This is a genomic window from Actinomyces sp. Z5 (genome assembly GCF_003287795.1).
GTDB lineage: Bacteria > Actinomycetota > Actinomycetes > Actinomycetales > Actinomycetaceae > Actinomyces > Actinomyces glycerinitolerans.
In genome coordinates this window covers 1-20,601 of the sequence record NZ_QMIN01000048.1, presented here as the reverse complement: position 1 = coordinate 20,601, position 20,601 = coordinate 1, and the positions used below count along the sequence as shown (strand labels likewise).

Annotated in this window: 13 protein-coding genes; 4 read left to right on the top strand and 9 right to left on the bottom strand. The window is 63.2% G+C overall.

Features of this window, described 5'->3' with window-relative positions:
- Positions 1-423: 423 nt before the first annotated feature.
- The 9 genes from DRB06_RS06340 to chvE all read right to left on the bottom strand — a co-directional run bounded on the left by DRB06_RS06340 (position 424) and on the right by chvE (position 16,221).
- Positions 424-1,491 (bottom strand): ABC transporter permease subunit, encoded by a 1,068-nt coding sequence (locus DRB06_RS06340; RefSeq protein ID WP_199912557.1) that lies wholly within the window; start codon positions 1,489-1,491, stop codon positions 424-426.
- Positions 1,488-2,648, bottom strand: coding sequence for an ABC transporter permease (locus DRB06_RS06335; protein WP_083565358.1), 1,161 nt, complete (start codon positions 2,646-2,648; stop codon positions 1,488-1,490). Before DRB06_RS06335 ends, DRB06_RS06340 begins: the two co-directional genes overlap by 4 nt.
- Entirely contained in the window at positions 2,641-4,197 is a 1,557-nt protein-coding gene (locus tag DRB06_RS06330; RefSeq protein ID WP_108966030.1) for a sugar ABC transporter ATP-binding protein, read from the bottom strand. The genes DRB06_RS06335 and DRB06_RS06330 overlap by 8 nt, the downstream gene beginning before the upstream one ends.
- A 124-nt stretch (positions 4,198-4,321) precedes the next feature.
- The gene (locus DRB06_RS06325) at positions 4,322-5,281 is read right to left on the bottom strand and encodes an ABC transporter substrate-binding protein (RefSeq protein WP_073327718.1); all 960 of its coding nucleotides are present in this window, start codon (positions 5,279-5,281) and stop codon (positions 4,322-4,324) included.
- 342 nt (positions 5,282-5,623) lie between these two features.
- A complete protein-coding gene (locus DRB06_RS16080) occupies positions 5,624-8,698 on the bottom strand; it encodes an immunoglobulin-like domain-containing protein (RefSeq protein ID WP_181575213.1) in 3,075 nt (1,024 codons plus the stop codon).
- Between the two features lie 105 nt (positions 8,699-8,803).
- A complete protein-coding gene (locus DRB06_RS06305; RefSeq protein ID WP_146750823.1) occupies positions 8,804-11,815 on the bottom strand; it encodes an immunoglobulin-like domain-containing protein in 3,012 nt (1,003 codons plus the stop codon).
- Positions 11,816-12,206: 391 nt separating this feature from the next.
- Positions 12,207-13,463 (bottom strand): multiple monosaccharide ABC transporter permease, encoded by a 1,257-nt coding sequence (mmsB, locus tag DRB06_RS06300; protein WP_108966025.1) that lies wholly within the window; start codon positions 13,461-13,463, stop codon positions 12,207-12,209.
- Positions 13,460-15,022 carry a multiple monosaccharide ABC transporter ATP-binding protein gene (gene mmsA / locus DRB06_RS06295; RefSeq protein ID WP_258522165.1) on the bottom strand — a complete coding sequence of 521 codons (1,563 nt, stop codon included), beginning with the start codon at positions 15,020-15,022 and terminating at the stop codon, positions 13,460-13,462. Before mmsA ends, mmsB begins: the two co-directional genes overlap by 4 nt.
- 77 nt (positions 15,023-15,099) lie before the next feature.
- A complete protein-coding gene (chvE, locus tag DRB06_RS06290) occupies positions 15,100-16,221 on the bottom strand; it encodes a multiple monosaccharide ABC transporter substrate-binding protein (protein ID WP_111819434.1) in 1,122 nt (373 codons plus the stop codon).
- Between the two features lie 237 nt (positions 16,222-16,458).
- On the opposite strand from chvE, the gene DRB06_RS15820 reads away from it, so the two are divergent.
- From DRB06_RS15820 to DRB06_RS06270, 4 genes are all read left to right on the top strand, one after another.
- Positions 16,459-17,163, top strand: coding sequence for a hypothetical protein (locus tag DRB06_RS15820; protein ID WP_146750822.1), 705 nt, complete (start codon positions 16,459-16,461; stop codon positions 17,161-17,163).
- A 3-nt stretch (positions 17,164-17,166) separates the two neighbouring features.
- Positions 17,167-18,234: a hypothetical protein gene (locus DRB06_RS16585; RefSeq protein ID WP_258522164.1), complete on the top strand. Its 1,068-nt coding sequence runs from the start codon at positions 17,167-17,169 to the stop codon at positions 18,232-18,234.
- Between the two features lie 91 nt (positions 18,235-18,325).
- On the top strand, positions 18,326-18,664 hold the full coding sequence (locus tag DRB06_RS06275; protein WP_111819432.1) for a hypothetical protein: 339 nt from the start codon (positions 18,326-18,328) through the stop codon (positions 18,662-18,664).
- Between the two features lie 51 nt (positions 18,665-18,715).
- The coding region (locus DRB06_RS06270) for a DUF6571 family protein (protein WP_181575212.1) at positions 18,716-20,601 on the top strand (1,886 nt) is incomplete at its 3' end.

Below are 20,601 nucleotides of genomic sequence, written 5' to 3'. Positions count from 1 at the left end.
TGACACAAAACTGTCACCGATGTCCTGAGACATCACACCCACGAACCGTCGCCGGATGTGCCGAACCGTCGACCAGAACGTACGAACCGTCGCTGGATGTGCCGAACCGTCGACCCGAGCGTACGAACCGTCAGGCGAAGGCGCGAACTCTCACGCAAGCACCCGAACCGTCACGCACGATCCGCCGCTGTCCGCCGTGATCCACCGCTATCCGCCGTGATCCGCCGCTGTCCGCCGTGATCCACCGCTATCCGCCGAGATTCACGGTGAACTATCCCATCCCCGCTCATCACACCCGCCGAAGCACACACACAAACCACCACCCAGACACCCCACCCATAAACACGAAAAGCCACAAAACCGGTGGCGGGGTGGACCGAGAAGTATCGGAACGCCCCGCCACCGGAATCCGGGTCACCTAGTTCAGTTACCCCTACGACTCAGTGCACGCTGCAGGAGCACGAAGGCGAGCAGGAAGACACCAATGAATACCTTCGTCCACCACGAGTCGAGTCCCTCGCGGGCGATCAGAACCTGGAGTAGGCCATAGACCATAACGCCCACGACGCTACCCCAGACGTATCCGCGCCCGCCGGTCAGCAAGGTGCCGCCGATGGCCACCGGAGCGATCGCATCCAGCTCCATGCCCACACCGGTGAGGTTATAGCCCGATTTGGTGTACATGGCGAAGAGGATGCCGGCGATGCCCGCGCACGTCCCCGAAAACATGTAGAGCAGGATCTTCGTGCGGCCTACCGCGAGTCCCATGAGATTCGCCGCCGCACCATCATCGCCGGACCCGATGCCGTACACGGTACGACCAAAACGCGTGTAGTGCAGCAGATAGAAACCGATCAGCACCACCACGAATGCAATAATCATCGGAAGCGTAATCTTCCACGAATCGCGACCCTCACCGAATTTAATCGCCCAGGAGGCCAAGGCCGAGAAGCCCTCGTCATTAATGGCCAGCGACTGAGCGGACACCAGGTTGGCGACGCCACGGACGAGGAACATCACCGCTAGCGAAGCGATGAATGGTTGAAAGTCGAAGTACCTCACCAATACCCCAATCAGCAGGCCCGAGCAGGTGCCGATGAGCACCGCGGCGACCAGCACGATCGGCAGCGGCACCCCCGCCGGCAACAGCTTCGCTATCACCAGGCCTACGAGGGCCACGACCGCGCCCACAGAAAGATCGATACCACCGGTGAGGATGCAGACCGTCATGCCGACGGCCAGAACGAGAATGAAGGAGTTGTCAGCGAAGAGATTCGAGAACAGCTTCATCGAGACGAACGGACGACTACCCGAGTACCGGACCTGGCCGATCGCGAGCATGATCAGCAGCGTCAGTATTGTGGAGCCTACCGGCAAATACTTCGGATCGAATACACGAGCAAGGAGGCCATTGCGAGCGGCCTTCCCGGCGCCCCGCCCAGCGTTGTCTCGCTTCCTTTTGTTCACGGTGGACATGGCTACGTCACTCATGCCGCTACCTCCCTAACCGAGTCTTCAACGGCCCCGCCGACCCGCTTGTGGCGTTGGGCCCAGTCGCGGAACTGCGGTGCCTGCGCGACCACAACCACGATGACGACAATTGCCTTGAACAACGGAGTCGCGGTCGCAGGGATGTGAAAGATGATGACGGCGCGCTCGATAGTGGTCAGCACCAGAGCGCCGACTACCGTGCCGCCGAGATAGAACTTGCCGCCGCTCATCTTTGTGCCGCCTATGACGACACAGAGGATCGCGTCCATCTCCTTCATGAGGCCGATATTATTAGCGTCCGCGGCCATGGTCGGGGCACCGTAGATGAGCCCCGCCAAGCCCGCCAGCAGGCCACACAGAATGTATACGAGCCACATAATCCGGCGCGATTGCACACCCGATATACGCGACGCCTCCGCGTTGATGCCGATCGACTCCACCAACATGCCCAGAGCCGTCTTGCGCACGAACAATACCAGCAGGATGAACACCAGCGCACCGATGACTACCGGGGTCGGCAGACCGAGGGTGAATCCGGAACCGATCGACTTGAACGGCGCCGAAGTCACCGTTGTGATCTGTGCCCGCGTGATAAGCATTGCTATACCCCGGCCCGCAACCATGAGGATCATCGTGGCGATGAATGGCTGTATATCCAACACGGAGACCAGGAAGCCGTTAAACACGCCTACCGCCAACCCGACCGCCAGGCCCAGCCCGATCGCAGTAACGACAGTCCCCGGCGCTGCAGCATCATTGGCGTTATCAAGGAACGTCAACGACACCGCCAGTGAAATAGCCATAACGGCACCCACTGAAAGATCGATGCCTGCAGTAGCGATGACCAGGCACATCCCCAGTCCGAGGAGCATGGGAGTGACGGCCGCGCGCAGAATATCTATTAGCTGTCCGAACAGGTGCCCATCTTGGAGGGAAATGCTCAGGAAGCCCGGGCTCATCACCTGGCACGCCGCCAGGAGAAGCAAAAGTGCGAGCACCGGCCCAAACAGGTTGTGGGAGGTGATACGCCGTAAGGCGGATGTCCGTTCGACTCGCTCGCGATCCGCGTAGTCGCCAGGCGCTCGGACGGCGGAACCTCGCTTGATATCCGCGGGCGCCCGATTATCCGTACCTTCGTTCGACCGTGCATCACTCATCGGCCTCACCCTTCTCAGCAGCAATAGTCGACATGACAGTGCCGGCCGTAACCCCCGGCCCGTTGACCATTTCGCCCACCTTACTGCGGTCTCGCATAATCATGATCCGGTGAGAGAGGCGTAAGACCTCTTCCAACTCGGAGGAGATGAAGATGACGCTCATACCCTGCCCAGCGAGCTCAGCTACGAGACGTTGAATCTCGGCCTTCGTTCCAACATCGATGCCGCGGGTCGGCTCATCAAGAATCAGCAGCGCGGGGGCGGTGGCCAGCCACCTGGCCAACAGCACCTTCTGCTGATTCCCACCAGACAGGTTCTTGATCAACATCCCGGGATTGCGGGGATGAATGTCAAGCGCCTCCATGTACTTATCGACAATCCCGTCCAGTTCCTTGCGCGGCAGAGGCCGCCATGCGCCGCGCGACGCCTGGACGGCCAACGCGATGTTCTCGCGGACGGTTAGGTCGCCGATAATGCCTTCCTTCTTTCGATCCTCGGTGGAGTATGCGACCCCCTGTTTCAACGCGGCCAGCGGGCTGGCGAGGCGTACGCTGGAGCCTTTGATCTTCAGTTCGCCGGTGTCAATCTTGTCTATCCCCGCCAGTAGGCGAGACGCCTCGGTGCGACCGGACCCCAACAAGCCCGCGATGCCGACGATTTCTCCCCGGTACACATCAAGATCGTATGCCGCGACATTCCCCTTGCTGGAGACCCCGAGCGCGCTGAGCACCGGAGCGTCCTCACGCTTGACCGCCGCCTCATGGGTTCCGCCGCCGATTGCGTCGAGTTCAGCGGCGTCCTTGCCGATCATCTGGGAGATGAGTTCGGAGCGCGACAGCTCACCCGTGGGAGTCTCGCCGACCAGTTTGCCGTTGCGAAGCACTGTCATACGGTCCGATATCTCATATACCTGGTCGAGGAAATGCGAAACGAATAGGATTGCGACACCCGCGTCGCGCAGTTCTCGGATGACCTCAAACAGTTCCGACACCTCATCCTCGTCAAGCGACGAGGTCGGCTCATCAAGTATAAGGACCTTGGCGTCGACGACCAGGGCCCGCGCAATGGCGCACAACTGCTGAGTAGCTATGCTGTGCTGCGACAACGTGGTGGCAGGGTCAATATCTAGGTGAAGTCGCGACAGGTGTTCCTTGGTCTGTCGGCGCATCTCCCGCCAGTTGATGAAGGGACCACGCTTGGGCTCGTGCCCCAGCATGACGTTTTCGGCTACCGATAGGTTGGGGCAGAGATTGACCTCCTGGTACACAACCGCGACACCGTTGTTCTGCGCATCAGCCGGATCGGCGAAACTCACCTCCTCACCGTCAACCTTGATCGTGCCCGCCGTCAGTCTATTGACGCCGGTCAGCGCCTTGATGAGCGTGGACTTACCTGCACCGTTCTCGCCCATGAGAGCATGCACCTCGCCGGGAAAAAGACGGAAGTCGACGTCGTCGAGCGCCTTCACTCCCGGAAAGGTGACTGTGATGCCGGACATCTCCACGATCGGGGTGGGGGCCCCACGCACATCCTGCGTGCCGGTAGCCATGGTCCCTCCGTTTCGTCGAAGTGTAGTGGTAGGAATCATTTGGAGAAGAGGAGTACGGCCGTGCTTGCGGCCCACGGCCAGGCCGTGGGCCGCAAGCTGAACACCTCAGGAACGCCGATCCGAGTTAGTACGGCCGCGCGTCGACCTCCTCCTGCGTGATTGTCTGATCAAACGTCTTGTCCTCAACAACGGTGTTCTTCTCGACCTCTTCGCCGGCAACGACCTTCTTCATGAGTTCGCCGAGCTGTTCGCCGAATATTGGGTTGCACTCAACAACGTAATTGAACTTCTTGTCGACCAGCGCCTGCAGCCCGTCCTTGACGCCGTCGACGGTGACGATGGCAATATCCGTACCCGGCTTCTTGCCGGCCGCTTCAATCGCCTCGATCGCTCCCAGGCCCATGTCGTCGTTGTGGGAGAACACGAGGTCCATGTCCGGATACGCCTGGAGTGCGGCCTCCATTGCGGTCTTGCCTTCGGCACGAGTGAAGTTCCCCGTGGCCTTGCCGATGACGTTGTCACCCATGATGGCGTCGAATGCCGCTTCCCGGTCCACCTGCGGCCCCGAACCCATCGTGCCCTGAAGCTCAAAGATCTTGGCGTTCGGGAAGTTCTCCTGCACCCATTCGCCGGCCATTTTGCCCTCGGCAGCCATATCGGAGCCAATGTGCGCAACGTAGGGATCCTCGACCGTTGTGTCGACGGAACGGTCCACCAAGATCACTGGAATCTCGGCATCCTTGAGTTCCTGGAGCACGTCGTCCCAACCCGTCTCAACGACGGGAGAGAACGCGACAATGTCCACATCCTGGCTGATGAAGTCGCGCAGCGCCTTGATCTGGTTCTCCTGCTTCTGCTGGGCGTCCACGAATGTCAGATCAAACCCGTTCTCGGCGGTCAGATGCTTCTTGATGTCCTCGGTGTTGGCGGTGCGCCAACCCGACTCGGCGCCCAGCTGTGAGTACCCGACGACGATGGTGTCCCCTTCGGCGCCGGAGCCGCCCGACTTGGACGAACCACAGGCACTCAAACCCAGGACCGCCCCACCAACAGCAGACATGACAAGGAATTCGCGACGCTTCATGAGTCTCTCCCTCGAGAATCAGAACGGCCCCACCTTTAGGTAACCGCCACGTTTGCGCACGCCCGACGTTCACCCCTAGCAGGACGAACTTCACGCGCCGGTTATGCGCTCGTACAACTAGATTGTGAACGTTCACATGCGGCCTGTCAAACCTTCGGCCGTCCCGTTATGAAGTTGTTGTTTTTGACTTCGCCGGCGGCACCCCGGCGCGCCCAGACCCGACACTTTCGTGTAGGACGACGGGGCTCGGAGGTATGGGCTACACCATCAAGAACCAGCGGACCTCGCCCAGTCCCCCGCCCCGACCCACGACACACGTCACGGTGGCGTCCGCACGTCCGGCTACCGAGGATCCGGGTGTGAGTACAGCCCGCGCTTGCTGTTACGAAGTGCTACCAAGACACACCCGCCGCCCACGAACGCTACCGATATCAGCAATCCCGTCAGTCCGGTGCCGGTTTTGGGAAGACTCCCGCGCCCACCGGATCCAGCATTGTCGTCTCGCCGTATTGGAGCCGCCGTCGTGCTGTTAACAGAGGCCGGGTTCTGAGAAGGGGGCGCTGATGTTGGCACGGGGGCGGCAGCTGCAGCCGACTCCTGCGCCCGCGTCATTGGGGTTCCGGTCGCGGCCTGGGCCGGGGTCGGCGATTCACCGCTCGCCGCCCGCGTTGGTGATGGCGTAGGTACCGGTGACGGTTCTGAGTCGGGTTCATTGACGGGCAGGACGGTGACCACGGCTTCAACGGGTTCACGGGTGTCGTTAGCCGCAGTTCCCCGGACGCGTATCTGCCCGGGGCTTGCCAGTGACTCGGCTGTGATCGGCGCCCAGGTCACGCCAGCCTCCTGGACGGATCCGTCGGCCATGGTCAACTCCACGGTGCTCGGCAGCCATGGTTGAGTGTTCAGCGTCGTGGTAACGGACACCTGTTCGACGGCACTGACCGCGATATCGGGTTGAAGCGCCAGTAGTACTGTTTGATACTCCGCCCGGGTGACCGGAATGACCGTGCCGTGGCGTGGCCGGCCGCCGTCCGCGTTCTGCGGCAGGTTGCTGGATAGCTTCGCCGCGGCGGAGTACCAGTCGGCCGCCGAGGTGTCGGCGAGGGGCTTGTCAGTGGCGAAGGGCACGTAATGGTTTGGGCCCCCATGATAGTCGGGCTGGTCGATGAACAGGTACCAGGCGGCACCATTGATGTCGTCAGCATTCGCCTTGAAGATCGACGGCCCCTCGCCGTGGACGAAGGTGTTCGTCCCCACACCGTTGGGCAGCCCTGCCGCGATTCGTTCGGTAATGAGTGTCCACTGGTCGGGAGCCCCCTCGGCACCGGGAAGGTCCCCGGACACCGTGGATGTCAGGACCGTAGATTTTTCCTCGCGAAGAGTCATATCGCCCTCATCCTTGTAGACCCGGTAGTAGACGCCGTCCTCTTCGGCGACGGTTACGTCAATGGTGCCCAGGCCGTCCGTTCCCGACTTGCGCACCGAGTCGATCCATACACGTGGCTCAGAGAAGGTGACGAAGTCGTCCGTTGTCACATACATCATGCGGTTGTAGGTGAGGCTGGTTCGATCCGCGGAGTCGACGGTGTCATACAGATTGGAGGCCCAGTACACGACGTACTTGCCCAGTTCGGCGTCCCAGTAGGCCTCCGGCGCCCAGGTGTTGCCGGCGTAGTCGCTGGAGACCTTGACGTGGCGCTGCTCGGACCAGCTGACGAGGTCGGTTGACTCCCAGATCTCGAGGTACTTCGAGCCGGTGCGCTGGGCGGTGGTGAATCCGCCGGGCAGGCCCGCAACTTTAAGATCGGTGGCAAGCATGTAGAAGCGATCGCCGTCGTGGGAGCGGATGATGAACGGGTCGCGCAGGCCTCCGGTGCCCTCGGTGGACTCGATGAGCGGATTACCGTCGTTGAGGGTGTTCCAGGCGAGCGCGTCGTTGCCCTTGGAGGCGGCAATGGAGATCTTCTCCGCGCCCTGTCCCTCACCTGTGAAGAAGGCCCACACGTATGCCTCCTCGGCCTGCACGGACGACATCGGTTGGACGGTGACAGCAATGTCCTTCGTCTGGGCGACGTCGCCGCTGGTCACCGTGGCGCGCAGAACCACGATGGTCGGATCGGAGCCGGCGGACGGGCGCTTGATCACGTAGGTGGCCGACCCGTCGCGGACACCGGCGATCAGTCGCGGATCGGCGGCGCCGGGCTCAATCACCTCCCAGGCGATCGCCGAGCCTGCGGCGCCGACGGTGGGAACTGAGAAGTTCGAGCGCATGTCGTCGGCGTTGTGGATCACCAGTGCTTCGGCGTCTGCCGACACCTTGGCAGTATCGGTCTGGTCGGCCGATACCTTGACGGTATAGGTGCGCACCGCTGGATCCGCGCCGGGGAACGAGTAGGTGGCGGTCAGAGTCACCGCCGCATCACCCTCCTCGGCGCGCGGCCGAGAGACGGAGGCTACACCATCGCCGTCCACATTGATCACCCCGGGCTCCGAGGATGACCAGGAGATCCCGACCGGCCCAGAGGTGACCGGGACAGTGAAGGTCTCCACTGCCTCAGCGGGGACCTTGGCAGCAACGACGGCCAATGCGGACTCGATCGCGGCAGGGGCGAGGACCTCTGCGCGCTCAGCCGCTTGGTCGGCATAAAGCTCGGACACCTGCTGGTCGGTGAGCGCCTCGTGGTAGACTGCATAGTCGTCAACCGTCCCCTTGAAGAACCGATCAGGATAGGGCGACTTACCAATGAATGCGACGAGATCGCCGAAGTCGGTCAGGTCGGTGGCGATCGCGTGTGAGGAGATTTTGACGCCATCTAGGTAGAAGCTCATCGTGCCGGTGGCGCCGCTGATGACGGTCGTGTACAGCGACAGGGATGAGCGGGCCGGGGCCTGCGTCGAGCCGATCTCGGTGTTCCAGGTCTCCGCGGCCGGGTTTGCGGCCGTGGCAGAAGTGATGACGGACTTGACGGCGCCCGAGGGGTTGGCAGGATTGAGCAGCCAATAGCCCTTGGTGCGGTCGGCGTTGCCCACGTAGGCGCCGGCATAGTTGTCGCTGCCGGTGGCGTTGGTCATCCAGATGGAGATGGTGACGGCTTCCTGTCCTGCATATGCGGCGCCCGGGATACTCACGAAGGCGGCGCCCGAGCCGTTCGCGCCTCCGGGCAGTGAGATCGAGCCTTCGGCGAAGGCGGCGCCCTCACCGGAGACCGTGGCCGCCAGACCACTGCCCGCCGCGTCGGCGACCGTACCGTCAGCGGCGGCAGAGTCGAAGGTGTAATGAACGTAAGGGTCTGGCAGCTCGGCGGCGAAAGCCACTGCGGGGGCCAGGGGCGCGGCAAGCAACGCGGCCGCTGCGGCACGGCCGAGTCCGGCGCGTATGCGCCGCGCCCGTCTGCGGTCCGGGATCGTTAGGGGCATTTGAGGTTCCTTCTACTGCGGGGGCGGTCTCGCCCACGTGGTCGCATCGGTTGACGGGGCTGGGGTGGGGGGGCGAGGCACGGCTGCGCCCCGCCCCCGGTGGGCTCAGGCGCGACGACGGCGCACGCTCACTGCGCCCGCACCGATGAGCACCAGGCCGCCACTGAGCAAGGCGAGGTCCGTGTTTGCGCCCGTACGAGCTAGGGAAGCGCCGGGCCGGCCCGGTTCCGCCTTCCCACTGCGCGACACCCTCTCGGCGACAGCGACCTCGGCCGGGGCGTTTGTGGAGGCGCTCGTGACGGGACCGTCACCCGGTTGGCCGCTACCACTTGCAGGAGCAGGGGATGGAGTGGCGGTCGGAGTCGTCGGCTCCACCGCGGTGGGCTCCGCCGTCGGCTCAGCGGTCGGTTCGGCTGTGGGTTCGTCGGCGGGAACGGCGACAGCGCCCTGTGAAGCGTTGACCAGGTTGTCGCGATAGCCGTCGTAGTGAGCGATGAGCGTGCCCGCAAGTCCCCCGGGCAGGGCGACGTCGGCCCGCCCATCGGTCAGAGCGACGGCCTGGCTCCAGTCGCCCAGCGTGAAGGTGACCGTACCGACGACGTCGCCGGAGTCGGCGGCGGTCACGGTAGCGGTGGCTCGTCGCCCGTCCAGAACGACTTCCGTGACGGAGTCGACGGCGTGTATTCCGCTCCAGGATTCCATTGCGTCCAGGATCGTCTGGGGAACGTTGACGAATGCGCCGTGACGCGGGCTGGAAGGCAAGCCCGTCTGTGCGTGGGGTGTCCAGCCGACCGTCTTGGACAGCCGGGAATCCATCGTCGAGGCGGCAATGGCGGTACCGGTTGTCACGAAGGGGACGTAACCGCCGTTGCCGTAGTTGTCGACGAGGAAGACGTAGCCGTCGCCTGTGTTGTTCGGGTCACCCTCGTTGAGCTTGACGATCTCCGGGCCCTCGCCCGCCTGACCGGTGAGCGGCGTGGTCATTGCGGTATCGACCAGCTGCCAACCGGTGGCCGGATCCGTGCCTGCAGAGGACTGGGTGGTGACCGAGGTCAGGACCCGGGACCGTTCCAAGAAGATGTCCTTGCCACGCTCCAGCCCATCGGCAGAACCGCCGTCCTCGTTCTTGGTGAAGCGGTAGTAGTAATCACCGATCTTCGTAACGGTTGAGTCGATACGGGCGTAACCCGTGTCCTGCCACACCTGCGGAGGGTAGGTGAAGGTCTCGAAGTCGCGGGTCAGTACGTAGAACATGCGGGCGTGAGCGCCGGTAGAGGTGGTCATGTGGTCAACGTCGTCGTACAGGCGTGAGGCGAAGAAGACCACGTAGGACTGCAACGCATCGTCCCAGTAGACCTCAGGAGCCCAGGTCATGCCGGCCTCGGGCTGGTTGACCACAATGCCGGTATCGCCGTCATCCGCGTTGGTGCGCGTCCAGTTGACCAGGTCGGCGGACTCCCAGGCCTCAATCTTCAGCGAACCCTTGGATTGGGCATCACCCCAGGAGGTGCCGCAGCCGATGCACAGATCGGTGGCGAGCATGTAGTACTTGTCGCCGTTTACCGAGCGCAGGATGTATGGATCTCGCAGGCCTTGCGTGTCGGTCTGCGACGCGACCGTCGGCTGGCCGCCGTTCGCCGGCGTGAAGGTGAAGAAGTCGTTTGTCGTCGTGTAGTCCTGGTATATCCGCTCGTTGCTGTCCGACTTGAAGTAGGCGGCTGCGTAGCCGACGTCGGGCGCACTGCGGCCCAGCTCAGCGACGGTCACGTCAAAGGTGCGCGTGGCGCTCTGCCCGCCCAGCGTGGCGGTGGCGGTCAGGACGACCTGTTTGTCCCCGGAGCCGTAGGCGGGCCGACTGACGATGCCGGCGCCTTCGAAGGGATCGGCAGAGCCGACGTCAGGAGCGGCATAGGCCGAGTCGGTCTCACTGATCACGGAGGGGTCGGAGGAGGTCCACGTGATCTGCGAGCCGTATCGGGCGCCTTCAGCAACCAGAGGCAGATTCTCGTAGGTGACCGACTCCAGCTTGATTGCTTCCAGTTCTGCGGCAAGGTGTGAGGCAACCTCGTCATCGGATATGGCCTTGACGGTGACTTCGAAGACGTAGGTCCGCCCCGCGGGGTCCGTTGCGGTCAGGGTGGACTGGCGATCCTGCGCGCCACGGGCGATCGTGCCATCCGCCGCGACGACGGCGGGATCAGACGAGGCCCAGGTCAGTACTGTGCCGCTGACAGCGGTGGGTGGAGTCAGGTTTTCCCTCACGTCTTCAAGGGAGGTGTTGGCGGCGAGGAGACGGAGCTCGATCTGCTCGGCAACGATGGCTTGGAAGACAGCCGCTCGCTCTGCGGCGGTCGGGACTGAAGCGGCAACCTCGGTGGGGGTGAGGGCATCGTCCCACAGCTTCATGTCTGTAACCGTTGCCTTAAGCAGGGCATCCGGCTCGTAGAGCGAGCGGCCGATGTAGCCCAGGACGTCGCCCTTGACGATGTCGCTCATTGATTTGCCGTGCTGGAGCTGGGATTCCTGGACGCCGTCGACATACAGGGTGATGGTGTCGCCCGAGGAAACCAGCGTGATCGTGGAAACGGCATCGGAGGCGAGACGTCCACCGGCGGGCACACGCTCCTCGCCATTGCCGCCGTCAGTCTTGACACGGATGCCGGATAGGATCCCGCCCTCACGCTCGCCGGAGGCGGGGTTGACAAAGACATGGTTCCCCAGTTGATTCGTGTTCCACGAGCCGATGCCGTCGCCGATGACCCAGCCGAACTGGTTGGCGACGGCTGCATTCGTCAAAGACATCTCTACGGTGAATTCGTTGTCGGTACCGGTTACAGCTCCTGCCGGCATGGTCGCATAGCCATTGCCATCGAAGACGAGGGACTCTTCGGCCGCATACACCTTGAAGTCCGAATCGTCTAGGCCCGTGAGCCGGGCGTCGCGACCATTGCCGGAGACGTCGATTAGTACGGAACCCGAGTGCGACATATCGTAGTGAGCCGTCGGGGCGGGAACCCCATTGGCGGCCACTGCGGCAGGAACCGGGAGTGCCATACCGGCGGTCAGTAGAGCGGCACTCAGAACTCCAACCGCTGTGGTTGCGTGCTTAGCTTTCACGGACACGTTCCTCCCTTGGAAGGTGCACCAGCCGGGCGCCGTCGGCGCGAGAGCGGATGGACGGCGTCAAGCAGACTGTGATTGTCGCGGCCCAGACCCACGCCAATGTGAACGTTCACGAACCGCACGTGCAGCATAGGCGATGTTTGCGCTAACAGCAAGGCTTCATACGGGCTCTTCACACGTCCGCTACGACCCCGTCTCCTTCCGCTCGCCTCTCGACACACAGAACCACCGTCGCACATGCTCGGGAAGTCGGAAGGGCTCGTAGCCCCCATCCGGTCCACACTCCACGCAACTCCACGCGGTCGCGCGCATACACGAGGAGTGGCCGACAGCCGCTCCGGCTGCCGGCCACTCCTGTCGTCTCGACGGCGAGTGCGGAACCGCGTCACACGGCGCTGCGGCGTTTGCCGGCGATGTCCACGGCTACGGCAAGCACCAGCACCAGACCCTTGATGGCCTGCTGCCAGGCGGAGTCCACGGCCATGATTGACAGCCCCATGTTGAGCACACCCATGATCAGTGCACCGATGATGGCGCCGGACACCCGACCCACGCCGCCGGAGACGGCGGCGCCGCCGATGTAGGCCGCCGCGATGGCGTCCATCTCGTACAGGTTGCCGGCGGTAGAAACCGCGGCCCCGGCGCGCGAGGTGGTCACGATTGCCGCCAGCGAGGCCAGGAAGCCCATGTTGACGAACACCATGAAGTCCACCCGCTTGACGTTAACGCCGGACAGGCGGGCGGCCTTGAGGTTGCCGCCGACCGCGTAGATGTGTCGCCCGAACACGGTCTTGTTCATGACGAAGGAGTAGATGAGGATCACCGCGCCGACGATCACCAGCACGATCGGCGTGCCGCCTGCCGAGTAGGCGAGCAACATTGTGAAGAAGCCGATGGCGGCGGCGAAGACCACCAGTCGCAGGGCGACTACACCAACGGAGTCCACCGCCCGGCCCGCGGCACGGTTGCGGCGGCGGGTACGTAGCTGCGTGAACACCAGCCCGGCAATGGCGACCGCGCCGATCAGGATGGTGACGCCGTCGTAGTTCTTGAAGTACCCCAGCCAGGCCGGCAGCGAGCCGTTGGCGATGGACACGAAGCTGGGCGGCAGTCCGGAGACGGTGCGCTGGACCAGCACCACCGTCAGCCCACGGAAGATGAGCATGCTGCCGAGGGTCACGATGAAGGCGGGGATCTCCATGATCGCCACCCAGAAGCCCTGCCAGCAGCCAATGAGCAGACCGATCACGATCGCTACCAGCACGGCCACCAGCCATGGCACCCCGGAGTTGACCACCAGCAGGCCGATGACGCCGCCCACGAATCCGACGATCGAGCCGACCGACAGGTCGATGTGCCGGGCGATGATGATCATGACCATGCCGACCGCCAGGATCATCACGTAGGCGTTCTGCTGGATGAGGCTGGCGACATTGTTGGGCGCCAGCAGCAGCCCACCGGTGAGGATCTGGAAGAAGATGATGATCGCCACCAGGGCGGCCAGGATTCCGTACTGGCGGAGGTTGCGGCCGAGGGACTCGCGCAGCTTGGCCCCGGCACCGGGGACATTCTCGCCACGCCCCGAGGCGCGCTCGACCTTGCTTTCCGACGTCGTGATGTCGGCTGAATTCGGCTGGCTCACTGCTCCGCTCCTTCCTGTTCCATGCGCGGCGCGGCCCCCCGGCCGGCGGCGTCCTTCTCGACGGTCATGAGCTTCATTAGGTTCTCCTGGGTGGCCTCGGCCCGGGGCAGTTGCCCCGTGATCCGGCCTTGGCTCATGGTGTAGATGCGGTCGCATATCCCCAGCAGCTCGGGAAGCTCGGAGGAGATGACGAGGATGGCCTTTCCTGCATCGGCCAGTTGGTTGATGATCTGGTAGATCTCGTATTTGGCGCCGACGTCGATGCCACGGGTCGGCTCGTCGAGGATGAGGACATCGGGGTCGGAGAACATCCACTTGGCCAGGACGACCTTCTGTTGGTTGCCGCCGGACAGGGAGCCGACCGGCGTGGCGAGCGACTCCGTTTTGGTGCGCAGCTCGCGCCGGTAGCGTTCGGCCACCTCCTCCTCCGCGGCGTCGTCGACGATGCCGCGGGAGGAGACCTTGTTCAGGGCTGCAGCCGTGGTGTTGGTCTTGACGTCCTGGATGAGGTTCAGTCCGAGCACCTTGCGGTCCTCGGTGACGTAGGCCAGACCGTTGTCGATGGCCTGCCGCACGGTGGCGGTGGAGATCTCCTTGCCGTCCTTATAGACGTGTCCGGAGATGTTGGTGCCCCAGGAGCGCCCGAACAGGCTCATGGCCAGTTCCGTGCGTCCGGCTCCCATGAGGCCAGCGAGCCCGACGATCTCTCCGCGCCGCAACGTCAGGGCGGCGTCGTCGACGACGGCCCGGGCGGTGTCGATGGGGTGGTGAGCGGTCCAGTGTTCGATCCGGAGCACTTCCTCCTCTACATGCGGAGTGTGTTCGGGGAACCGGCTGGACAGCTCGCGCCCCACCATGAGACGGATGATCTCGTCCTCGTCGATGGCGCCTTCTCCGTGCAGTGGGGCGGTGCCGACGGTGCGGCCGTCCCGGATGATGGTGGTGCGGTCGGCGACACCGGCCACCTCCGCCAGCTTGTGGGAGATCATCACCATGGTGATGCCGCGTTCGCGCAGCCCCCACATGAGGTCGAGCAGGTGGGCGGAGTCGTCGTCGTTGAGGGCGGCGGTGGGCTCATCGAGAATGAGCAGGCGCACGTCTTTGGACAGGGCCTTGGCGATCTCCACCAGCTGCTGCTGGCCGACGCCGAGGTCCGCCACACGGGTCTGCGGACGGATGTTCAGGCCGACCTCCTGAAGCAGTTTGGCGGCCGCCTCATTGGTGGCATCCCAGTCGATTACACCGCGGGTAGCCTTCTCGTTGCCCATGAAGATGTTCTCGGCCACCGACAGGTACGGGCTGAGTGCCAGCTCCTGGTGGATGATGACGATGCCGAGGGCCTCGGAGTCGCGGATAGAGCGGAATTCACGGACCTGGCCGTCGTAGACGATGTCGCCGTCATAGGTACCGCGGGGCCAGACCCCGGACAGCACGTTCATCAGGGTGGATTTGCCGGCGCCGTTCTCGCCGCAGATGGCCAGGATCTCGCCGCGACGGACCTCCAGGTTGACGTCATCCAGGGCCTTGAAGGAGCCGAAGGCCTTGGTTATGTGCCGCATCTCCAGAATCGTGTCCGCGGACGACGACGCTTCCTGCGCGGGCGCGGAGGCACGCGGGGTCTTGGGGTCGGCGGTCATTACAGCCCCACCTCGGCGGCGGTGTAGTAGCCGGAGTCGACCAGGACCTCTTGGACGTTGTCGGCATCGACGGTCACCGGGTCGAGCAGGTAGGAGGGCACCACCAGTTGCCCGTTGTCGTAGGACTCGGTGTCGTTGACCTCGACCTCCTGCCCCCGGGCGATCTGGTCGACCATGGTGGCGCAACGCTCCCCGAGCAGGCGGGTGTCCTTGAAGACCGTCATCGACTGGCGGCCCTTCACAATGTTTGCGACGTTGGCCTGGTCGGCGTCCTGACCGGTGAGGACCGGCCAGTTGTCATCGTTGTAGCCGGCGGAGGCCAGGGCCTGGCCCACGCCCAGGGCGATGGCGTCGTTCGGGGACAGTACGACGTCGACGCGTGTGGTGCTGGAGTAGAAGGAGTTGAGCCGGTTCTCCATCTCCGACTGAGCGGTGGTGTTGGACCACGCCTGGATTCCGATCGACTGCCAGTCGTCCACGCTGGAGGGCATCTTTCCCGACGGGCAGACCAGCTTGCCCGACTCGATGTAGGGGCTCAGCACGTCCCAGGCGCCTTCGAAGAAGAAGCGGGCGTTGTTGTCATCGGGGGAACCGGCGAAGGGCTCGAAGTTGAAGGGGCCGGAGGCGTTCTCCAGATCGAGGGCGTCGACGATGTACTGCCCCTGCATGGCGCCGACGTTGTAGTTGTCGAAGGTGACGTAGTAGTCCACCGCCTCGGTGTCCCGGATCAGGCGGTCGTAGGCGATGATCTTGATGCCCAGCCCGGCGGCGCTCTGCAGCACGGGCCCGAGCGCGGAGCCGTCGATGGAGCCGACGACGATCACGGCCGGGGACTTGTTGATCATCGTCTGGATCTGGGAGTTCTGCTGCTCGACCTTGTTGTCGGCGAACTGGAGCTCGACGGTGTAGCCGAGATCCTCGAGCAGCCGCTTGAGATTCTCGCCGTCGCGGCTCCAACGCTCCAGGTTCTTGGTCGGCATGGAGACGCCGATCAGCGCTCCTTCGCCGCCGCTGACGTCGCCGTAGTAGTCGGCCGTTCGCTCCGCGGTGCACGCCGCCAGCAGCGCCGCCGCTGCGACGGACCCGCCCGCAATAAACGACCTGCGCGACAAATTCTGCATTGAGGCCTCCTCGCCTCGGGTGATGGGTCACGGATCCTGCAATCCATTTAGTTGCACGCTAGCACTTATATGGAGTTGTGACAACCCGCCAAGCGGGACCGGCGTTGCTCGCGCCCCAGGAGCAGCCGAGCCCCTGAGTCGGACCGCCACCAAACCCGGAGCACTTGCGCGTGGCCTGCGGGAGTGTGAGACTTTGTAACATCCTGATGACGAACCCTTGCCCCTTAGGAGTCGCTCATGCGCCGTTTCCATACCGGTTCGCTCGGACTGCGTAGTGCTGCCGCAGGGGCGGCGGCGCTGCTTCTGGCTTGTGCGCCCCTGGTGGCGTGCTCATCGGAGTCGGACGACAATCCCCTGAATATCCCCACCTATGATCCGGAGGCTGCGGCGTCGGCGGAGGCCTCGGAGTCGGCCGCCGCCGCTGAGGCGTCTGTGTCGGCTGCGGCCTCGGCGGAGGCGGCGAGTGTGGTGACGGCGGAGTCACTGTCCACTGAGCGGCATGTGATCACGTCGATCCCGGAGGGCCTGGACGAGCAGCAGACCGAGATCCTCAAGGCCTTCGTCAACTACGACGAGGTGACCTGGAACATCTGGTTCACCCGCACCGGCATCGAGGACGCCCAGCCCCTCATGACCGCAGAGGCATACCAAAGACTTAAGAACAACGTGGACCAGACTGTCGCCGGACACACCGACGGTACGGTTAGGCTCGCGGTGACGTCGGTGTATCTAACTTCCCCCGACGATTCGCCGCCCAAGGCGACGGTCCAGGTCTGTGACGACCAGACCGACTTGGTTGATTATGACGCTGATGGCAATGACATCAGTGATCCTGGGACGCTGCAGGTGCGCTACGAGATCATCATCACGATGGTTTATGAGGGCGGCACCTGGAAGGAAGCCGCCGAGGAGTATCTGTCGACCAACGAGTGCACGGTGTGAGCCATGCGACGAACGTCTCGAAAGCTATTCGCCGCCCTGAGCGCGGCACTCCTTGTGGCGACACCGCTCATCATGAAGGCCTCGCCGGCCCAGGCATTCGAACAGAAGAGGGACGCTACTGGCAGTTCGTCTTCTGGTTCGGCGTCCACCAGTGGGGATGGTTCGGTGACGATGGCGGTCAGTGTGGAGTCGGTGCCGGCGGCTCCGGATGGTTCGGCTGGTTCTGGTGGTGGTGCTACGGCCTGGTCGCAGTCGGTGACTGCCGCGGTGCATCCGGTGTGCTGGTACACGCAGAGTAGTACTGGCGCGGAGAAAGCGAAATACATCGACTCGCCGGAGTCCACCAGCTACATGAGTGTTACACGCGGCAGCATGTGGGATGACTATAAGGCCCGCTTCCCAGACTATGAGTCCTACGCCGACGACGAGGAGGGGCACTGGTACATCCCCAACTGCGACCCCCGCTACATGGCTGATGATGACGAGCGCGACTTCGGTGAGATCATGGCGGACTTCTACTCCAACAACACCCCCGTGTACGTTCCCGCTGGGCAGGCGGCTCCGGAGTCGGTGGTTGATGGTGAGACGTTGGCGCGGGCGGCGTGGGATGCGGTGACTATCCCTACGGCGACGATCGGCTATAACCCGATGGTTGGGGATGTGGGGGCCACGATCGTGGGTATGGATACCTGGGTGTGGGCCACCGGCGACACCCCCAAAGAAGTAGAAGTGACGGCCACCGCGGGGTCGACCACCGCCACAATCACCGCCACCGCCTCCATGCTCACCCTCCAGCCCAAGGACGGCACCGCCACCTGCACCGGCTTCGGCATCCCCTGGAGTGAGGAGAACGACGCCAAGGGCACGGACTGCCTGATCGTGTTCGACCGGTCCAGTGCGCACTTCAAGGACAGTGTCACCCCGGTAGACATCAAAGTGTCCTACGCGATCGAGTTCACGGCTACGGACGGCGCCGCCGGAACCATGGACACCCACACCACCAGCACAACCACCACCATCCCCGTAGCTGAGATCCAAACCCTCAACACCCAACCAACCAAACAACCATGAGAACGGTTCTGCTCAGGGAAGACACATTGACGCATTAGCCCTAAAGCCAGTCAATAGAGCTGTTCGCCCCACCGAAGCGAAGGAGTAACACGTGGTCGCCAATCTGAAGCGCGAGGCACTCGAACGCCTGAGCGAACACACATCAAATAAGAATGAAGAATTGGGATTCGCCACGAACATACCGTTCCTGCAGTTGTCGCCGTGGACGCTTTCTCCGGGCCAGAAATACAGTTCCGCCGTCAATTCTTCCGACACGTGGACTGGCCCGTTGGCAGACGCCTCCGCCGAAGACACGAAGGCAGACGTTGACGCGGTCGACAAGGTCTTCAGTGATCTGCTGGACATGATTAACGCGGAGAAGAACTCACTACTTGAGGACGTCGACGAAACCGATGCTGGCGCCCATTGGCCGGACCGGGGTCAGGTATAACATAAGCACACACTGTCGCCGAAACAAACCAAGAAGGAGGACTCGCTCATTATGGCTGTACTCTATTTAAACCCCGACAAGTTAGCGACCGCCATCAAGGATCTTCTAGACTTTGCCAACGATTGCTCCCACGCCATTTCCAGCATCGATGAAAAATGCACAGATGAGTACCGCCCGGTAGACATCTCCGACTTCCGGACCAGAGCCAATAACGCTATCGACAGAGTCAAGTGCAGGGCAGATGATCTGGCGAAGGCCAAGGATGCTATCGTCGCGGTCAACGAGTCCGGTGTCGGCAGTATGACCGCCGACGGTGGTATCCGGTGCGAGATCCCAGACGGCACCACCATCGACACGATCAATGACTTGACAGCCTGGTCGCAGGCCACCATTGACGCCCACGACCTGCAAACCATCATCGACGGCGGGCTCGTTGTGGGGTCGACGTCAAACGGCCGCACCTACGACCAAGTCATTGAGGCAATGAGGGAACGGTCAGGTGACCCCGCCTACGCAGCGGCGCTGATCAACGCACTCGGCCCGGAGAATCTCACCAGCCTTCCATTGGAAGTCCAGGAGCACTACACCGCAAGTGATGACACAGGTAGCCATGCCCTGAGGCCGGAGGCCGGAACCGAGCTGGCCGAGTTGCTGGGCACACTGCTGGCCTCCGCCTCGACCACTTGGGACAAAGAAACCTGCGAGTCCATGGCGAATACGATCAAGGAGTCTGTCGACGACAAGGGCGAGTGGGGGCGCATAACCGTACTGAACGCCATGCTCGACGGGCATGACGCCGACGGCAACCATGTTAACGACCTGGAATTCAACAGCACCTTCCTCACCGCCCTGGCGAACAACCTGGACGACCTCGATTGGAACACCATCAAGGCCTGCGCCGACCGCGCCACGGATCCCAACACCGATAGAGACATCGCCCGCTATGACAAGAAGGACCTCGGCCCCTACCTGGGAGGCCAGTCCTTCGACCCACTCGCCGGAGTGCTGGACGCCATGGGCAACAATCCTCAAGCCGCCCTCGACTACCTCGCCAAGGCGTCCGAATGCGGCGACGGATCGGATATGACTCTAGTGGAGAAGCTATCCAAACGGGAGTGGGACGAACAGGGATTCGCAGGCTTCACCGCGGCCTTGGCCGCCGCCTCCAGCCAACGTCCTGCCACCAATGAGACCACACGCAGGCAGGCCAACAACGTGGCTGGATACGGCATACACTACCTGGCCACGAACACCGATGAGGGCATCTACGACGACGATGCCAAGGCCCGTGTCGCCCTGCTCCTGGCCAACTGCCCCGCAGAACTCACACGCGCATGGAACGGCGATCGGACTCAGGTTGATCCGAATACGCATCAGCAGCTTCCGGCTGCCACGGCCGCGGACCTTAATGCTCTGGGCTACCGGGTAGCGGACTCCTGCGACGCGACCGCTACTATTGCCGCCCAGCTCGCACAATATGCCCACGACCGAGCACAACGCGACGCAGCCAGTCACGCCGGTGACCCCGACACCCAAATCGCCGACATCAACAAAGCATACGATCGAGCAACAGTGGCTACGGGGTATCTTGCGGGGCTGGCGGACAAGAAGGCAAACGACATCAACTCCACCGCCCAGAATACGGCGGACAACCACAGCGAGGCCGCCAAGACCGCGCTCAGCGTGCTCGGCACGGTCGCCGGTGCCGGATTCGGGGCGGTTGGAGGACCTCCAACCATGGTTGCCGGCGGGGCCGCCGGATTCGAGGCGGCCGCAACACTGCTTGAGCCCGTGGTGGAGTACGACGCCGCCCAGGTCAGTTCCGCCGCTCCAAGTGGAATGGACAAAGGCCTGCAGGCGGCTGCCATCCAGGATGCCGCTAACGCGGGGCTACTGAAACCCGAGGACTACACCATCACCGGCTACAACGACTACAC

Coding starts and splice junctions, on each gene's coding strand:
- DRB06_RS06340 (WP_199912557.1), bottom strand. CDS start 1,491: ATGAGTGACGTAGCCATGTCCACCGTGAACAAAAGGAAGCGAGACAAC.
- DRB06_RS06335 (WP_083565358.1), bottom strand. CDS start 2,648: ATGAGTGATGCACGGTCGAACGAAGGTACGGATAATCGGGCGCCCGCG.
- DRB06_RS06330 (WP_108966030.1), bottom strand. CDS start 4,197: ATGGCTACCGGCACGCAGGATGTGCGTGGGGCCCCCACCCCGATCGTG.
- DRB06_RS06325 (WP_073327718.1), bottom strand. CDS start 5,281: ATGAAGCGTCGCGAATTCCTTGTCATGTCTGCTGTTGGTGGGGCGGTC.
- DRB06_RS16080 (WP_181575213.1), bottom strand. CDS start 8,698: ATGCCCCTAACGATCCCGGACCGCAGACGGGCGCGGCGCATACGCGCC.
- mmsA (WP_258522165.1), bottom strand. CDS start 15,022: ATGCGGCACATAACCAAGGCCTTCGGCTCCTTCAAGGCCCTGGATGAC.
- chvE (WP_111819434.1), bottom strand. CDS start 16,221: ATGCAGAATTTGTCGCGCAGGTCGTTTATTGCGGGCGGGTCCGTCGCA.
- DRB06_RS15820 (WP_146750822.1), top strand. CDS start 16,459: ATGCGCCGTTTCCATACCGGTTCGCTCGGACTGCGTAGTGCTGCCGCA.
- DRB06_RS16585 (WP_258522164.1), top strand. CDS start 17,167: ATGCGACGAACGTCTCGAAAGCTATTCGCCGCCCTGAGCGCGGCACTC.